The following is a 16,895-nucleotide window of genomic DNA, read 5'->3' on the forward strand; positions in this document are numbered from 1 at the left end:
TATTATTTTTTTTCAAAGATAATTGATTCAACAAACAATCTCAAAATACTTGTCTTATATTTGTAAAAAAACAATGCGAAAACCACCTATCCATAAAAGTTTTTTAAATGCTTTCCGGGGTGTTTTTTTAATGATAAAAAGCGAAAGAAATTTTCAGATTGAAATTTTGGCTTTCTTTATCAATCTGTTTTTAATTTTTTACTTCAGGCTTTCTGCAATTGACACCATTCTTATTCTGATTGTTTCTTCGGGTGTTTTAATCGCAGAAATTTTCAACACTGCCATCGAAAAGATCTGTGATATCATTCAACCTGAATTTGATAAGAGAATTGGCTTTATTAAGGATATTGCTGCTGGTGCGGTTATTTTGATGACGATTGTTTCTGTTATTGTAGGTATCTTAGTTTATTGGAAATATATTCAATCTATTTTTCAGCATATATAAATCCGGATTAACTGTTTTTATTTTAATACAGCTTACTCAACAGCTTAGATTAATCTTCCGAAATTATTTTTTAATGAGCTTCATTTTTTCTTCTCCTAAGTTTATAAAGTAGACTCCTTTATTTAATTCTGAAACTTCGATTATATTGTTTTCTTTATCTACATTTCCTGTTTTAATAAACTGCCCTCCCGCATTAAAAATTGTATATTCAGTTCGTTGTTTTAAACCTAAGATTTTCACTTCATTTACCGCAGGATTAGGCGTTAATGACAAGGATGAATGGAAATTGATCTCTTTTGTAGATAAACTACTTGTTCCAACCCAATTAGAAGTTGTACCGCTTAAGGCAAAGTTTAGTAAAGTCCCGTTTATAGTGGTAAATTCATCATTAAGAGTAGTAACACTTGCATTATTTCCGTTTGCAATTCCCTGATTGCATTTATAATAAGAAACCAAACCTGTCTGTGGTGTTACCTCACTATCCATATTAGCCGTTATTTGCGCTGCCGTTCTTACCGTATTCCAGATTCTAAATTCATCAATCGTTCCTTTAAAAAGCTGTGTCCCGTCTGTTTTGGCTCCAATAGCCATTAGATTTACCGTTCCATAAGACGTACTGCCACCTGATGTTGTCGTCTGTAAAACTCCATTAATATAAATCAATGTTTCACTGGTACTCACAGATCTTGTGATCGCTATATGATTCCACGCATTCAGAGTAAGTGATCCTGAACTGGAAGGATTTGTCGTTCCATTGATATAGGCATACACTTTTCCGGTACTGTTGATCATGATACTCACATAATTTGAAGTAGTTGTCTGTACAAAAAACACCCTGTTTGTCGTAAAAGTAGTCGGTTTTATTCTTGCTTCAATGGTAAAATCCTGAGTAGCAACATTATTAAAAATGGTAGGAACATTAAAAGTGATATAATCATTAGTTCCATCTAAGTCTAGAGCATTTCCTGATTGAGCATTGGCAAAATTCATTATCAACAATGAAAAAAGAGGAAAAAAGTAATTTTTTAGCATAATCAAAGTATTTAATGTTTACTTAAAATTAATAAAAAATACTCATTAAAATAAAAAATTATATAAATACTTAATAATTTAAAATCAAAACCAATAGAAAAAACACATTTAAAAACAACATTCTTTACAAATCATAAAATGTACCCTTAAAAAAACGGATTCGAATGTAAAAACATCCGAATCCGATTCTTTATTGAAATTGTATTTCACTTTTATTTAAAATACTCCACTCCGTTCTTAAAGATATTGTGATAATTTGCGGTTGGAATGTTTTTCAACAACCCTTCTGCGAAACGTTCAGGATGTCCCATTCTACCGAAAATCTTTCCGTCCGGACTAGTGATTCCTTCAATTCCGAATAATGAATTATTTGGATTGAACGGCATTCCGTGAGCAATATTTCCTTCTAAATCTAAGTACTGTGTTGCAATCTGTCCGTTTTCATATAACTTCTGAATTTCTGCTTCCGAAGCCATAAAACGACCTTCACCATGAGAAATCGGAATTGTGAATACCTGATCTTTCATTCCTTTTAACCAAGGCGATTCGTCATTCACTACTCTTACATTCACCATCTGAGAAATATGTCTTCTGATCGCATTGTGAGCCAACGTTGGAGAATTTTCATCCAAATCTTTGATTCTTCCGTAAGGCAGCAATCCTGATTTTACCAACGCCTGGAAGCCGTTACAGATACCGATGATCATACCGTCTCTGTCTAACAATTCGTGAACTGCATTTCTCATTTTTTCGTTTTTCAAAACATTTACAATGAATTTTGCAGAACCATCCGGCTCATCACCTGCAGAGAAACCTCCTGAAAACGCTAAAATCTGAGAAGTTTTGATTTCTTTTACCCAAGCATCAATACTTTCATCCAATAATTGGTGATTGATATTGATTAAAGGTAAACTACTGATCGCAGCTCCTTCTTTTGCAAAAGCGTTCAATGTATCATACTCACAGTTTGTTCCCGGGAAAACTGGTGCGAATACTTTTGGCTGAGCGATTCCGTGCTTTTTGATGATGATATTTCTTGGGTTGATCGAGTTTAGTTTTTCATCGATTTCAACCGTTATTTTTCCTTTTTCTATCGTTGGGAAAAGATTCTCAAATGTATTCGTATTAGCTGCTAATAATTTTTCAATTGCGAATTCAGCATCATTAATTTTAATAGCATTTGAATCTTTAACTTCTCCGATTAATTGAAGATTTGCAGTACTTAATTCTTCTTTAGATTCGATGATTAAGCTACCGATATTTTTAGCTAATAAAGCATGTTCAGCCACTGTAATTTCAGCACCTAGTCTGTTTCCGAAGCTCATTTTTGCCAAAGCAACGGCAACACCTCCTTCTTTTACTGTTTTTACAGAAACGATTTTTCCAGCTTTAATATTTTCGAAAATAAATTCAAAAGCAGCTTTTAAAGCATCATAATTCGGAAGTCCGTTTTCCTGAGCAGTGTGATTGAAGAAATATACTTTATTTCCTGCATTTTTAAATTCAGGAGAGATAATATTTTTCTTGTCTCCGTTAGCACAAGCGAAAGAAATCAACGTTGGCGGAACATTCAGATCCTGATACGTTCCACTCATTGAATCTTTACCTCCGATTGCAGCTAATCCAAAATTAATCTGAGCATCGTAAGCTCCTAACAAAGAAGCTAAAGGTTTCCCCCATTTTTCAGGGTTCTGACCTAATTTCTCAAAATACTCCTGGAAACTGAATCTGATATTTTTATAATCGCCACCCATTGCAACGATTTTAGCCACACTTTCAACGACAGCGTAAGAAGCTCCCAACAAAGAGTTCTGCTTAGAAATCTCTGCATCGAATCCCCAACTCGCCAATGAAACTGTTTCAATATCTTTTGCTCCGATGATCGGTAATGTCTGAACACTTCCTTCCATTAAAGTTTGCTGGTATTTTCCACCTAAAGGCATCGCAACCGTAGTCGCACCAATAGAAGAATCGAACATTTCCAGCAATCCTTTTTGAGAAGCTACATTTTTATCTCCTAAAATTTTCAAGAAGTTCTCTTCATTAAATGACGGAGTTTCTTCTTTTACTTCGTTAAGGTGAGTAATTTTAACTTCTTGGCTTTTTGAACACCCGTTCGTATCTAAAAACGCTCTTGAAAGGTCAACAATTTTATCGCCTTTCCAGAACATCTGCATTCTTCCTGAATCTGTCACTTTTGCAACCTCAACAGCTACAATGTTTTCAGCTTCACAGAATTTGATGAACTGTTCTTTATCTTTTGGTTCAACCACAACTGCCATTCTTTCCTGAGATTCAGAAATAGCCAATTCAGTTCCGTTTAAACCTTCGTATTTTAATGGTAATACATCAAGATTCACCTCCAAAGAGTCAGCAATTTCACCGATTGCTACAGAAACACCTCCAGCTCCGAAGTCATTTGATTTTTTAATCAATCTCGTTACTTCAGAATTTCTGAATAATCTCTGAATTTTCCTTTCTTCAACAGCATTTCCTTTCTGAACTTCAGAACTCATCGTATGGATAGAAGTTTCGTCCTGTTCTTTTGAACTTCCACTTGCTCCACCAACTCCGTCACGACCTGTCGCTCCTCCTAAAATGATGATTGAATCACCAGCTTCAGGCTTTTCACGTCTTACCCAATCCACAGGAACCGCTCCGGCAACGAAACCAACTTCCATTCTTTTTGCTTTGTAGCCTTCATCATAGATTTCAGAAACCATTGTAGTCGCCAAACCGATTTGGTTACCATAAGAAGAATATCCGTTTGCAGCCTGTTTTGTGATTGTTTTTTGAGGTAATTTACCTGGTAATGTTTTATCAACAGATTCCAACACATCAGCAGCACCCGTTAATCTCATCGCCTGGAAAACAAAAGAACGTCCGGACAAAGGATCTCTGATTGCCCCACCTAAACACGTTGAAGCTCCACCAAAAGGTTCAATTTCTGTCGGGTGATTGTGTGTTTCGTTTTTAAATAATAAATACCATGGTTCTTTTTTACCGTCATATTCAGCTTCGATTTGGATGGTACAAGCATTGATTTCGTCAGAAACCACCAAGTTCTCCAAATTACCTGTTTTATGGAAATATCTTCCGCAAACTGTTGCCAGATCCATTAAAGAAATCGGTTTCAATTCGCGGCCTAAGAATTTTCTTTTTTCGATATAATCATTGAAAATAGTTTCCAATGTATGTTTGAACTGTCCTTCGAATTCAATGTTTGACAACTCTGTTTCAAACGTTGTGTGACGACAGTGGTCGCTCCAATACGTATCTAAAACTTTAAGTTCAGTTTCCGTAGGATTTCTCTGTTCAGTTTTGAAATATTCCTGAATGAATTTTAAATCATCTAAACCTAATGCAAAACCATGACTGTTATAGAACTCTTCAAGCTGAGCATCATCAAAATTGATAAAGTTTTCGTGGATAATTACTTTTGACGGAGTTTCTTCTGCAGGAATATCTAAAATGGTTAAATCTTTTTCCTGAGATTCTACTTTATTGATTAAAAGGTCTTTGATTTTTGCTAAATCAGATTCGGAAACTCCTTCAAATTCGATCAATTTACCGCTTCTTACTTTAGACTTTTCATTTTCAGTCAATAAAGCAATACATTGTTGAGCAGAATCTGCACGTTGGTCGTATTGTCCCGGTAAAAATTCCATTCCGAAATTAATTCCTTTTGCAGGGTTTTCTTCATGCAAAATATCAGTAACCGGATCTACGAAAGTGCTGTTTACCACTTTTCCGAATTCACCGTCATTTAATCCAAAAATATCGTAAACGTTATATACTTTTACACTTTGGATAGACGGAACAACCGCTTTTACTTCATCAAAAATTTTTGGACTTTCAACATCGAAAATTCCTCTTTTTTCTACGAAAATTCTTTTGTTATTAGACATTAGATGTCAGATATTTATTAGATTTATTTTTAATTTAAAATTTGTCATCTAAGAATCTGGTTTGTGTTAGCCTAGATTCCTGCGGAATGACAAACAAAGCTTTTTATTTAAAATAAAATATGCAGCCCAAAAAGACTGCATACTGTATTATACTTTAAGATCAGCCTCTAATCCTATTAAGTCTTTGTTTTGGTCAATAATCGGTTGAACTTCATTCGCAATGAATTCTTCCGTTTGAATTGGTGCAAAACCGATGAAGTTTTTAGGATCAAGAACTTCTTTTAATTTTGATTTATCAAGTTTCAATGAATCGTCGTTCAGGATTCTTTCGATCAGGTCGTTTTCTTTTCCTTCTTCTTTCACTTTTTTAGACGCTTCCATCGAGTGAACTCTGATTACTTCGTGGATTTCCTGACGGTCACCACCCGCTTTCACTTCTTCCATGATGATGTATTCTGTCGCCATGAAAGGAAGTTCTTCCATAATATGTTTGTTGATTCTGTTCGGATACACCACGATTCCGTTCATGATGTTATTCCAGATCAATAAGATTGCATCAACCGCCAAAAATGCTTGAGGAATTGTTAGTCTTTTGTTTGCAGAATCATCCAAAGTTCTTTCAAACCATTGTGTTGAAGCTACCATTGCAGAACTTGTCGTTAAAGACATTACATATTTTGCCAATGCTCCGATTCTTTCACTTCTCATTGGGTTACGCTTGTAAGCCATCGCTGATGAACCGATCTGGTTTTTCTCGAATGGCTCTTCAATTTCCTTAAGGTTTTGAAGTAAACGTAAATCGTTTGTGAATTTATGTGCAGATTGAGCGATATTTCCTAATAAAGCCACCACTTTAGCATCGATTTTTCTGTCGTAAGTCTGTCCGGAAACTCCGAAAACTTTTTCGAAACCGAATCTTTTTGACAATTCTTTATCTAAATGCTTCACTTTAGAATAATCACCGTTGAAAAGCTCCAAGAAACTTGCAGCAGTTCCTGTAGTTCCTTTTACTCCTCTGAAACGTAAAGTTTCTAAGAAGAAATCTAGCTCTTCAATGTCAAGAACCAAACTTTGTAACCAAAGTGTAGCTCTTTTTCCAACAGTCGTTAACTGAGCCGGTTGGAAATGAGTAAATCCTAAAGTTGGCAAATCTTTATACTGAATAGCAAAGTCAGAAAGATTTTTCATTACGTTAACCAACTTTTTCTTTAAGATTAAAAGTCCGTCACGGATTTGAATTAAGTCTGTATTATCTCCTACAAACGCTGAAGTTGCTCCCAAGTGAATAATTCCTTTAGCTGAAGGCGCCACATCACCATAAGCGTGAACGTGAGCCATTACATCATGACGGAATTTTTTCTCATACTCAGCTGCTTTATCGTAATCGATGTTTTCAGCATTAGCTTTCAATTCAGCGATTTGCTCGTCTGTAATTTCAAGTCCAAGGTCTTTTTCGATTTCAGCAAGGGCAATCCAAAGCTTTCTCCAGTTCTGGAATTTATTGTTGTGAGAAAAGTTAAACAACATTTCTTCGCTTGAATAGCGTTCTTCCAAAGGATTTTTGTAGGAATTCATTCTTTTCTTTTACTTTTTAGATTATGCAAAAATACGGTTTTTCGGTGAGAGAGAAAAATGCTTTTTTTGAACACAAATTTTGATCAGCCATCACAAAAACTTATTCCTAAAAAAAGTCATTCTCTCGAATGACTTTTTGCTTTATTGATAAATGACAATATTCTTTTTTTTCAACTGGTAGCCTGTCTTTTTATACGGTACTAAAACATAGTCTCCGCTTTTCCAGGCTTTCCCTTTTCCTAGTTGTGTCAAAATAAGGCTTCCTTTATTTTGTTCAGGAAGAAAAACTTCTGCCTTTTTCATGTCTTTGCTAAAAATAATAGCCGTCATTGAAGTTGAGCTTCCCTTTGGTTTCACCTCGGTTAATTTAACTTTTTGTTCGAAAACTCTCACACAGTCATTCTTAATTTGTGAATACGTATAACCTGCCGAACCTTTACAACCATGAGCATCTTTGTCACCTCCAACAACCGGAGCTTTTTGTGCAAAAGCTAAAGAACCAAGGAACATTGCACTGAATAGAATTGTTTTTTTCATGTTTTTAAATATTAAGTTTACAATTTGGTAAAAATTATGCCAAAATAGGGTATCAGTTTATTTTTTTCTAAATTACAAAAAAAGCCACTCAAATTGAGTGGCTTATAGAATTTATTTTGTCCAATTGATTTTTGAATGTTTTACATCGGAAGAATTGGTACCAATCATGATATCAAATTCTCCGGATTCCCAATCATATTTTAAATCTCCGTTATAGAATTTAAGATTTTCCGGACTAATATTAAAGGTAATTTTTTTAGATTCTCCTTTTTTCAATAATACTTTTTGGAAACCTTTCAACTCTTTTACAGGTCTTGTAATACTTCCCACCATATCTCTGATGTATAACTGAACCACTTCTGCTCCGTCATAGTTTCCTGAATTGGTTACAGTAACTGAAGCCTGAATCGTCTGATTTCCTTTTGGATTTGCATTAGAAATCGTCATATCAGAATAATTGAATTTTGTGTAACTCAATCCATAACCAAATGGGTACAATGGTGTATTACACTCATCCATATAGTTTGAACGGAATCTCTGATATTCACATTTATCAACCAAAGTCTGATCTAACGGACGACCTGTATTTTTAGCATTATAATAAATAGGAACCTGCCCTAAACTTCTTGGGAATGTCATCGGTAATTTTCCTGAAGGGTTTACTTTTCCGAAAAGAACGTCTGCAATTGCATTTCCCGCTTCTGAACCGGCAAACCAAGCATTTAAGATCGCATCAGGAGCATCTTTCACGTTCGTTAAAGCTAAAGGGCGACCTGTGAAAAGTACCATTGCGATTGGTTTTCCTGTCTTTTTTAACTCATTTAACAAATCTACCTGAGACTGAGGAATCGTGATTTCAGTTCTTGAAGAAGATTCTCCACTCATTTCCGCAGATTCTCCGATTGCTAAAACAATAACATCTGCTTTGTTAGCTACATCAACCGCTTCTTTCAATAATTCTTCTTTCGAACGGTTATCTCTGTCGGTTTTCTTACCGTGAGCTGCATAAATATCCTCTAATTTGGCATCATAATCGATATTTGCTCCTTTAGCAGAAAGGAATTTTACCTCTTTACCATAATTCGCCTGAAGTCCTTGCATTAAGTTAACCGAAACAGCATGTTTTGTAGCCACACTCCAAGTTCCTGCCATATTCAATGAGTTGTTTACCAAAGGACCAATTACAGCAACAGTTCCTGATTTTTTCAAAGGCAACACCTGGTTTTCATTTTTCATCAACACCATCGACTGAGCGGCAGTATTTCTTGCAATGTTACGGTTTTCCAAATTGTAAACCTCTTTTTCCGCCAGTTTTGCACTTCCGTATTTGTAAGGATCATCAAACAACCCTAAGTCGTATTTTGATTCAAGAATTCTTCTTGCCGCCATATCGATTTCAGCCTGAGTAACTTTTCCTTCTGATAAAGATTTTTTTAATGTTGTTAAAAAACCTTCTCCTACCATATCCATATCAACTCCGGCTTTAAGAGCCAAAGCAGAAACCTGCTGAAGATCTCCCATTCCATGGTCAACCATTTCGTTGATTCCCGTATAATCGGTAACTACAAAACCCTTGAACTTCCATTGATTTCTTAAAACTTCTGTTTGCAACCATCTGTTTCCTGTTGCCGGAACTCCATCAATTTCATTAAATGAAGCCATTACAGAAGCTACCCCAGCATCAACAGCTGCTTTGTAGGGTGGGAAATATTCGTTGAACATTCTCACGTGACTCATATCAACCGTATTGTAATCTCTTCCTGCTTCTCCCGCTCCATACAATGCAAAATGCTTCACACAAGCCAAAATAGTGTTTCCTACGGAAAGGTCTTTTCCCTGATAACCATACACCATATTTTTAGCAACCTCACTTCCTAGATAAGGATCTTCTCCAGAACCTTCAGACACCCTTCCCCATCTTGGTTCACGAGAGATATCCACCATTGGAGAGAACGTCCAGTTGATTCCATCTGCTGAAGCTTCTCTTGCTGCAACTCTTGCCGACTGCTGAATTAAATTCATATCCCAAGAAGCTGCCAAACCTAATGGAATCGGGAAAGTAGTTTCGTAACCGTGAATAACATCCATCCCAAAAATCAAAGGAATTTTCAGGCGGCTATTTTCCACCGCAACTTTTTGAACAGCTCTGATTTTTTCAGCACCTTTTATATTGAATAGTCCACCCACTAAGCCCTGCTCTACTTTTTTTCCAATATCTGAGCTTTTAGCCAAACCTGTAGTAAAGTCACCTGAACTTGGTAAGTTCAACTGACCGATTTTTTCATCTAAAGTCATTTTAGATAAAAGATTATCTACAAAGGCTTTCTTTTTAGCCTGATATTGAGCTGTCTGATAAGACTGAACAGGCTTCGTTACCATTTCCTGCGCCGAAAACACAGGTGCCAATGCTAAAGTGGCAATTACAATTAACTTTTTCATAAATCTACCTTCTTTAATTATAGTTCTATTTTTCGTTTTATTATTTAATGATTGATTTTACATCAATTATTTTTCTTTTTTGACAGCATCCAGTCATACAAATGCGGATTGGAATATGTTGAATCCCAAGAATTATGGTTATCATTCGGAAAGATTGTCAATTCTGCGGAAGGATTAACCGGATGAAGTTTCTGATAAAAATTGAATGCATTTTCAGGTAAAACCACATCATCCATTCCGCCATGAAAGATTTTCATGTTCAAATGCTTGTACTGATCAATATTCGCATACATTACTCTGTCTGTCGGGGCACAAACCGAAACTACTGCAGCAAACATTTCCGGATGCTCCATCGCCAGTTTCAATGTTCCCCAACCTCCCATTGAAAGTCCGGTAAGATAAATTCTGGAAGTATCAACTTTATATTTTTTCTGAATTTCTTTAATCAAATTATAAACGGTAACCGTATCCCACCAAGTGTTTTCCGGACATTGAGGTGCTAAAATCGCAACAGGTTCTTTTATCAGATGTTTATACGTAAATGGACTGTGCGCTTTTACAAGCTCCAGATTATTTCCTCTTTCACCGGAACCATGAAGAAATACAATCAAAGGAACATTCCCTTTTGCTTTTTGAGGGTAATCAAGAATGTAAGAGATCTTTTCCTGTCTTTTAACTTCTTTGTTGAGTTCTGCTTTAATTTCCTGAGCATTTACAGTCAATGACAGTGGTAAAAGTAAAAGCGGTAAATGGTTTAGTTTTAATTTCATTTTACTATTTCAGGTTTTATCTGGTTTTAACTAGCCCCGATTGCAGCGGCATCCTTTTTTGTTGCGGCCGGAGCGAAGCGGAGGCCGTAATAAAAAAGATATAGCGGAAAGCGGGATTAAGCTCCTAAAAAATATTATTTAATGTTATATTTCTCAGATTTGAAACTCAATTTCTTTAATCCTTGTTGTATTTCAGGAGCATTCATGAATAGCTTCCATAAAAATCCTGTTCTGTAGTTTTCAATCATCGGAGCAATAGTTCCCTGATCAATCGCTAAATATCTTGGTGTTGTCCAATTGTCATAATTGATTGAGGTTGCATCATAAGGACCTGCCGAACCAATGAATTCCGGTTTCTGAGTGTAAATAAATCTCAGGAAATCCATAGATTCTTTCGGTGAATACGGAAAACTACTCAATGCTGCTGTTGGAGTGATTACACCATGATCATTTTGTGGGAAATGGGCATCATAGCCTACACCTCCTTCTTTATTTCTCGAGTAACTTGCTGTAAGTCCCCAATAATTAGGTCCGTAACCTTTCCATCCTTTTGGATTTTCGACACAGTATTTATAGTCGATAAGGACCTGATTTTTATTTAAATCAAAATAGTTTTTAATCAATTTATCTGATAAATTCGTCGGATCTAAGCCAATGTAGGAATATTGCGTCCAAAATAATGGTCCGCCGTATTCTTCAGCTCCATTATGCTTTACATACATTGGAAGTCCGTATTTTTCTTTGTCTGAAAGATAGGTTCCGTTTCTTGTCCAGCCTTTGTAATAAGTTTCCGCATCTATGGAATATGTTGGGGATGAAGCTGCCAAAATATAAGTAATCAAGCATTCATTATAACCTTGCAACGGAAAATTCATTTCCCATTGATATTCCGGCGACCAGTGCCAATAAAGAACTTTTTCGCCACCTTTTGTATACCAGTTCCACTGAATTCCTTTCCAAAGCTCATCACATTTTTTGGCAAGCGCTTTTTCTTCTGCATTTCCGTTTTTGAAGTATTCACGAACCATTAAAATTCCCGATGTCAAAAATGCTGTTTCTACCAAGTCTCCGCCATTATCTTTTTTTCCGAAAGGAACCGTTTTTCCTGTTTCTCCATTAATCCAGTGCGACCAAGCTCCTTTATGACGATCTGCTTTTGCAAGAAAATCCATCATAGTTGTCAATCGCTTCACCGCATCTTTTCTAGGAACAAAGCCTCGTTCAACACCCACCAATATGGTTGCTAAGCCAAATCCTGATCCACCTGTTGTAACAACGTGTTTATCATTATCCGGATAGATATTGTCTTCGTGATAACGCTCTCTTCCCAACATTGAATTAGGTTCTGCATAATCCCAAAAATACTTTAAAGCATCTTTCTGAACTCTGTTCATCAGTTGCTCATCGGTAATATTGGATTTTACTACTGATTTTTGAGTAGATTCTTGTTTTGAAACTTGAGAATTTTTGCAGGAAACAGCAAATAGAGATGCTGCAATGATGGGTAATATTATCCTTTTCATTGAATCATTTTTTTAACGGAATACAAAAGAAGAGGAGAACTTTCATTCTCCTCTAAAGTTTATAAATAAGCCTAGTAACCAGGATTTTGAGTTAAGATCCCATTACTTTGATTAATAGAATTTAATGGAATAGGAAAGACTTCGTTTTTTCCAGCTTTATAACCATAAGAAGCTAAGACGGTTGTAGCCTGACCTGTTCTTACAAGATCTACAAATCGGTCACCTTCCAAAGCAAGCTCCACTCTTCTTTCATTCCAGATAGCATTTCTCAAACCAAGTTGTCCGGATGCAGTTGTATTTGGCAGTTGCGCTCTTGTTCTTACTTTATTCAAGTTTGTAGTTGCTGTAGCCGTATTTCCTAATTCGTTTGCAGCTTCAGCATTAATAAGAAGAACTTCAGCAAATCTTAAAATTCGAATATTCTGAATAGAACCATATCCACAAGAATTATTATTAAGAGATTTTGGAACATAGACTTTTTGATTCCACATATTACCCGCTTGAGGATCGCCTTTATGAATTAAATCCCCTTCTGGTGTTGTCTCTCCTTCTCTCAGGATGGTCAATTCTTTTCTGATATCTCCTGGTTCAAATGCGTTTTCTAAAGCAGTTGTCGGAGTAAAGAACCCCCATCCAAACTGGTTTCTTACACCCTGAACCTCGGCATATTGGCTTCCACCAAACTGCGTAGAACACTGGCAATTCACCTCAATCACAGATTCAGAACCAAATTCACCAGCCGGACGGAATAAATGATTAAAATCAGAGTCTAAAGCATACCCCATTCCTATAACCTGGTTTGAAGTATCATAAGCCTTTTGCCAATCTTTCTTATACAGATAAACTTTTGATAGAAGACCTAATGCTCCACCTTTCGTTACCCTTCCTAAATCTGCCGCTCCATAAGCCTGTGGCAGAACTGCTGCTGCACTTGTAAGATCAGAAATAATGAAATCGTAAACCTCATTCACAGAATTTCTTGGAAGATTATAATTTTTGTCTGCTGGAAGCCCGTCAAAAATAGGAACTCCACCATAAATCCTTAACAAATTAAAGTAGAAATATGCTCTCAACATTTTTGCTTCAGCTATCAATCTGCTCTTAAGATTTTCATCCATGCTTATTGACGGAACATTGGTAATCACCTGATTACAACGATTCACAAACTGCCATTGACCTATCCAATACCCTTCTACCCCCGCATCACTCGCAGTATATGTAAAATTATTATACACATTAATAAATGATGCATCTCCTGGATTTGATCCTTTTTCTACATCGTCCGCAGGAACTCCGAAAACATATTGATATGGAAACGCTGAGTTTTCCCAACTTCTAAGAGATGAATATATAGCGGCTGTTGCTTGCAGAGCATCCTCCTGTGTAGTGAAAAACGCTGTTGCTTCGGTTCTATTTGGCTGAGCTACATCCAAATAATCATCCTTACAACCTATCGAAACGGCTATTAAAGCTAGTGATAATATTATTTTTTTCATGAATTTCTTAATTAAAAAGTTATACTGGTACCCATTGTGTAAATTGCAGATAATGGGTAGATGTTATTATCAACACCCATACTTACTCTGTCTGTACTTGTAATCTCTGGTGAGAAACCATGGTATTTGAAAGTTGTCCAAGGGTTTTGCGCACTGATATAGATTCTTACTTTATTAATACTTGGTGTTTTAATAAAGCCTTTTGGGAATGTATATCCTACCTGAATATTTCTTATACGGAAATAACTTCCATCTTCTACATAAAAACTATTAGGCAAAATTACAGATTGATTATTGGTAGTCATCGGATATTCATTAGATGTACCTGCACCATGCCATCTGTTGTTATAAAAATCTAAATCCCAGCTTTCGTTTCCAAAACGCTGCTCTCTGTTATAGTTATATATTTTGTTTCCAAAAACTCCTTGGAAATCCATTCCAAAATCAAAATTAGAAACATTCATGTTAAAGCCAAAACCATAAGTTCCTTTCGGTACAGGACTTCCTAAAAAGGTTTTATCTCTTGCATCAATGATTCCGTTACCATCCTGATCAACGAATTTAAACCATCCTGCTTTAGCACCTGCAGATCCTTGTGCCGAAGCAGCTGCTTCAGCATCGGTTTGAAAAACTCCAGCTACCTGATAGCCATAATATGATCCTACCGGCTGACCAGCTTCTAATCTAACCACTGAATTTCCGAAAAGACTTGGACCAGCATTTTGATATGAGCCTCCGAAAACTGATGTAATTTCATTTTTTAGCGACGTAAAGTTACCATACACGCTTAATTTAACTTTCTCTGATAATTTAGCATCATAGTTTACAGATAATTCTAACCCTTTGTTATTAAATGCATAGGCATTGGTGATATAATTATTGTTATTACTTGCTCCGGATACAGGGCTTTGTACAACACCATACACTACATCTTTTGTATCTTTATCAAAGTAAGTGGCTTCAAATTTTAATTTATTATTTAAAAAAGCCATCTCTACCCCAAAGTCTTTACCCGTAGTAATCTCCCAACTAATTGACGTATCAACAAATTCACTAATGGTCTGTGCCGGATTACCTGATGTACCAAAATAAGCACCAGCATTTACTAGAGTAGCAAATAATGTATAGGCTCCATTTTGCACATTCGGGTTACCTGTTCTACCCCAACTTCCTCTCAACTTTAAAAGATTGAATATGTTCTGATTACTCATGAATCCTTCTTTCGAAATTACCCAACCAGCACTCACAGAAGGAAAGACTTCAACTCTGTTCTGATTAAAGTTTGAAGATCCGTCTCTACGAATTGATCCGTTGATTAGGTATTTTCCTGCATAATCATAATTTACTCTTCCGAAGAAAGACTGTATCCTGCTCAATTTTGGAATTACAGTTCTTTGCGCATCGTACATGTTAACGTTAAAAATATTAGTTCCACTGTCTATGCTAAGAGAACCATTAGTTCCGTCATAATTTACATTAGATGCACTTCTATATACTTGATTATAATAATTTTGGGTTCTTGAAAAACCCGCTAGTACATCAAGATTGTGACTACCAAAGCTTTTCTTCCAATTCAATATGTTATCCCAAACGTAATCTCTATTTTTAGAATCCCTTGTTACAAGACTGGAAACACCTGGTTGCGGAGTATATGTAATTACCGGCGTATACTCATATTTACTTGAATTCAGGTTATCGTTTGTTAAACTACTTCTAAAAGTAAAATCTTTCAAAAATTTCACTTCTGCCCAAACATTGTTTAATAACCTTTCCTGTCTGTCTTGTGATCTGAAGAGATCCAATTGAGCACGTGGATTATTTACAGTAACCAATGTAAAATACTGGTACATTCCTGTTGAAGGATTTATCGGAGAATATACAGGTGGCGCATTGTAAGCATTCAACAGTGGATTATTAGCTGCGTTAATTAATATTTTAGAAAAAGTGAAGTTATTTCCAATAGTAATATTATCCGTAATTTTATAGCTTAAGTTTGCTTTTGTAGTAAATCTTTTAAAATTACTTCCTGAATTAACCCCTCTATTTGCATCAAGATTTCCTTCATCCTGAAGATAACCTACACTTCCATAATATGAAAGTTTACCTACTGATCCGGAGGCTGAAAAATCATTGGAATTAATAGTACTTGGTCTAAGAATCTCTTTCATCCAATCCGTATTTCCAGGATATTGTGCTTTTGTAATAGAACCTACACCAGATCCTGTGTCATTCATAAGCTTTTCATTATACAGCTCTATATACTGATCCCCGTTTACCAACTTTGGAATATTAGTGACACTCTTTATTCCTAAATATGAATTTACATTAAATACAGGCTTTTTACCTTTACCAGTTTTTGTTTTGATAATTACAGCACCATTACCAGCCTGAGCCCCATAAATAGCTAAACTCGACGGATCCTTCAAGATACTCATAGATTCAATATCCTGAGGATTCAGATATGAAATATCTGTGGTTATAGAACCGTCTACAATATAAACAGTATTTCCTGTAAGTGATCCGATACCTCGAATATCTACCCTTGGCGAACCACCTGGAGTTGCCGAGTTAAAAATCTGAACACCGGATGCCTTCCCTTGAATTGAACTTAAAGGATTGGAATTGGGTTTATCTGCTAAGTCTTTTGCAGAAATTACTCCAATACTACCAGTAACATTTTCTTTTTTCTGTGTACCATATCCAATCAGTACTACTTCCTCAATTTTCTGCTCCTTAACAGAATCTTTTTTAGGAGTAACCTGCGCATTGACGTTCATACCGAAGTACAGAACCGCAATGAGACATGAATACTTTAAATCACGTTGTTTCATATAGTTTAATTTTATTCGTACAATCAAATCAGGATAAAAACACATGGGTTTTTATGGTCTTTTAACGGAAATTTCTTATTCTCAAAAAAAGACATTAGTCAAAAGTAAAAAAATATCTTAAACAATGTTAAAGTTACTTAAAAAATAATATCAAACACAAAACACTATGTTAAAATTTAATGAAAACAAATATTTATTAAATTTTTCACCAAAAACAAATAAAATGATTATATTATTCATAGTCACGAAAAACTAAAATTATCATTAAAAATACCAAAAAACCACTTCAATGCTTCCTTTTTAAGCTTTAATAAATTTTATTGCATCAAAAGTGAAATA

Annotated in this window: 10 protein-coding genes; 1 reads left to right on the forward strand and 9 read right to left on the reverse strand. The window is 35.6% G+C overall.

All coding sequences use genetic code 11. The features are described 5' to 3' along the window. Positions 1–73: 73 nt before the first annotated feature. The gene (locus tag LV842_RS03190; protein ID WP_262909367.1) at positions 74–445 is read left to right on the forward strand and encodes a diacylglycerol kinase; all 372 of its coding nucleotides are present in this window, start codon (positions 74–76) and stop codon (positions 443–445) included. 63 nt (positions 446–508) lie between these two features. On the opposite strand, the gene LV842_RS03195 is transcribed toward LV842_RS03190, so the two are convergent. The 9 genes from LV842_RS03195 to LV842_RS03235 form a co-directional block, all read right to left on the reverse strand. Beyond that, the gene (locus LV842_RS03195) at positions 509–1,477 is read right to left on the reverse strand and encodes a LamG-like jellyroll fold domain-containing protein (protein WP_233110011.1); all 969 of its coding nucleotides are present in this window, start codon (positions 1,475–1,477) and stop codon (positions 509–511) included. 212 nt (positions 1,478–1,689) lie between these two features. Then, a complete protein-coding gene (locus LV842_RS03200; RefSeq protein WP_233110012.1) occupies positions 1,690–5,385 on the reverse strand; it encodes a phosphoribosylformylglycinamidine synthase in 3,696 nt (1,231 codons plus the stop codon). A gap of 147 nt (positions 5,386–5,532) precedes the next feature. Further along, positions 5,533–6,960 (reverse strand): adenylosuccinate lyase, encoded by a 1,428-nt coding sequence (gene purB, locus LV842_RS03205; protein WP_039373172.1) that lies wholly within the window; start codon positions 6,958–6,960, stop codon positions 5,533–5,535. Between the two features lie 141 nt (positions 6,961–7,101). After that, positions 7,102–7,497, reverse strand: a complete 396-nt coding sequence (locus LV842_RS03210) for a hypothetical protein (protein WP_233110013.1) — start codon at positions 7,495–7,497, stop codon at positions 7,102–7,104. A 111-nt stretch (positions 7,498–7,608) separates the two neighbouring features. After that, positions 7,609–9,936, reverse strand: coding sequence for a beta-glucosidase BglX (gene bglX / locus LV842_RS03215; protein WP_233110014.1), 2,328 nt, complete (start codon positions 9,934–9,936; stop codon positions 7,609–7,611). A gap of 62 nt (positions 9,937–9,998) precedes the next feature. Then, positions 9,999–10,706: a carboxylesterase family protein gene (locus LV842_RS03220; protein WP_233110015.1), complete on the reverse strand. Its 708-nt coding sequence runs from the start codon at positions 10,704–10,706 to the stop codon at positions 9,999–10,001. A 134-nt stretch (positions 10,707–10,840) separates the two neighbouring features. Continuing rightward, on the reverse strand, positions 10,841–12,229 hold the full coding sequence (locus tag LV842_RS03225) for a glucoamylase family protein (protein WP_233110016.1): 1,389 nt from the start codon (positions 12,227–12,229) through the stop codon (positions 10,841–10,843). A gap of 71 nt (positions 12,230–12,300) precedes the next feature. Beyond that, entirely contained in the window at positions 12,301–13,725 is a 1,425-nt protein-coding gene (locus LV842_RS03230) for a RagB/SusD family nutrient uptake outer membrane protein (RefSeq protein ID WP_233110017.1), read from the reverse strand. Positions 13,726–13,736: 11 nt separating this feature from the next. Continuing rightward, positions 13,737–16,556 carry a SusC/RagA family TonB-linked outer membrane protein gene (locus LV842_RS03235; RefSeq protein ID WP_233110018.1) on the reverse strand — a complete coding sequence of 940 codons (2,820 nt, stop codon included), beginning with the start codon at positions 16,554–16,556 and terminating at the stop codon, positions 13,737–13,739. Positions 16,557–16,895: the final 339 nt, after the last annotated feature.

It is taken from the genome of Chryseobacterium gwangjuense (genome assembly GCF_021311115.1).
GTDB classification, from domain to species: Bacteria; Bacteroidota; Bacteroidia; order Flavobacteriales; family Weeksellaceae; genus Chryseobacterium; species Chryseobacterium gwangjuense.

Excerpts from the sequence above, each read along its gene's own strand:
- LV842_RS03190 (WP_262909367.1), top strand. The coding sequence starts at position 74 with ATGCGAAAACCACCTATCCATAAAAGTTTTTTAAATGCTTTCCGGGGT.
- LV842_RS03195 (WP_233110011.1), bottom strand. The coding sequence starts at position 1,477 with ATGCTAAAAAATTACTTTTTTCCTCTTTTTTCATTGTTGATAATGAAT.
- LV842_RS03200 (WP_233110012.1), bottom strand. The coding sequence starts at position 5,385 with ATGTCTAATAACAAAAGAATTTTCGTAGAAAAAAGAGGAATTTTCGAT.
- purB (WP_039373172.1), bottom strand. The coding sequence starts at position 6,960 with ATGAATTCCTACAAAAATCCTTTGGAAGAACGCTATTCAAGCGAAGAA.
- LV842_RS03210 (WP_233110013.1), bottom strand. The coding sequence starts at position 7,497 with ATGAAAAAAACAATTCTATTCAGTGCAATGTTCCTTGGTTCTTTAGCT.
- bglX (WP_233110014.1), bottom strand. The coding sequence starts at position 9,936 with ATGAAAAAGTTAATTGTAATTGCCACTTTAGCATTGGCACCTGTGTTT.
- LV842_RS03220 (WP_233110015.1), bottom strand. The coding sequence starts at position 10,706 with ATGAAATTAAAACTAAACCATTTACCGCTTTTACTTTTACCACTGTCA.
- LV842_RS03225 (WP_233110016.1), bottom strand. The coding sequence starts at position 12,229 with ATGAAAAGGATAATATTACCCATCATTGCAGCATCTCTATTTGCTGTT.
- LV842_RS03230 (WP_233110017.1), bottom strand. The coding sequence starts at position 13,725 with ATGAAAAAAATAATATTATCACTAGCTTTAATAGCCGTTTCGATAGGT.
- LV842_RS03235 (WP_233110018.1), bottom strand. The coding sequence starts at position 16,556 with ATGAAACAACGTGATTTAAAGTATTCATGTCTCATTGCGGTTCTGTAC.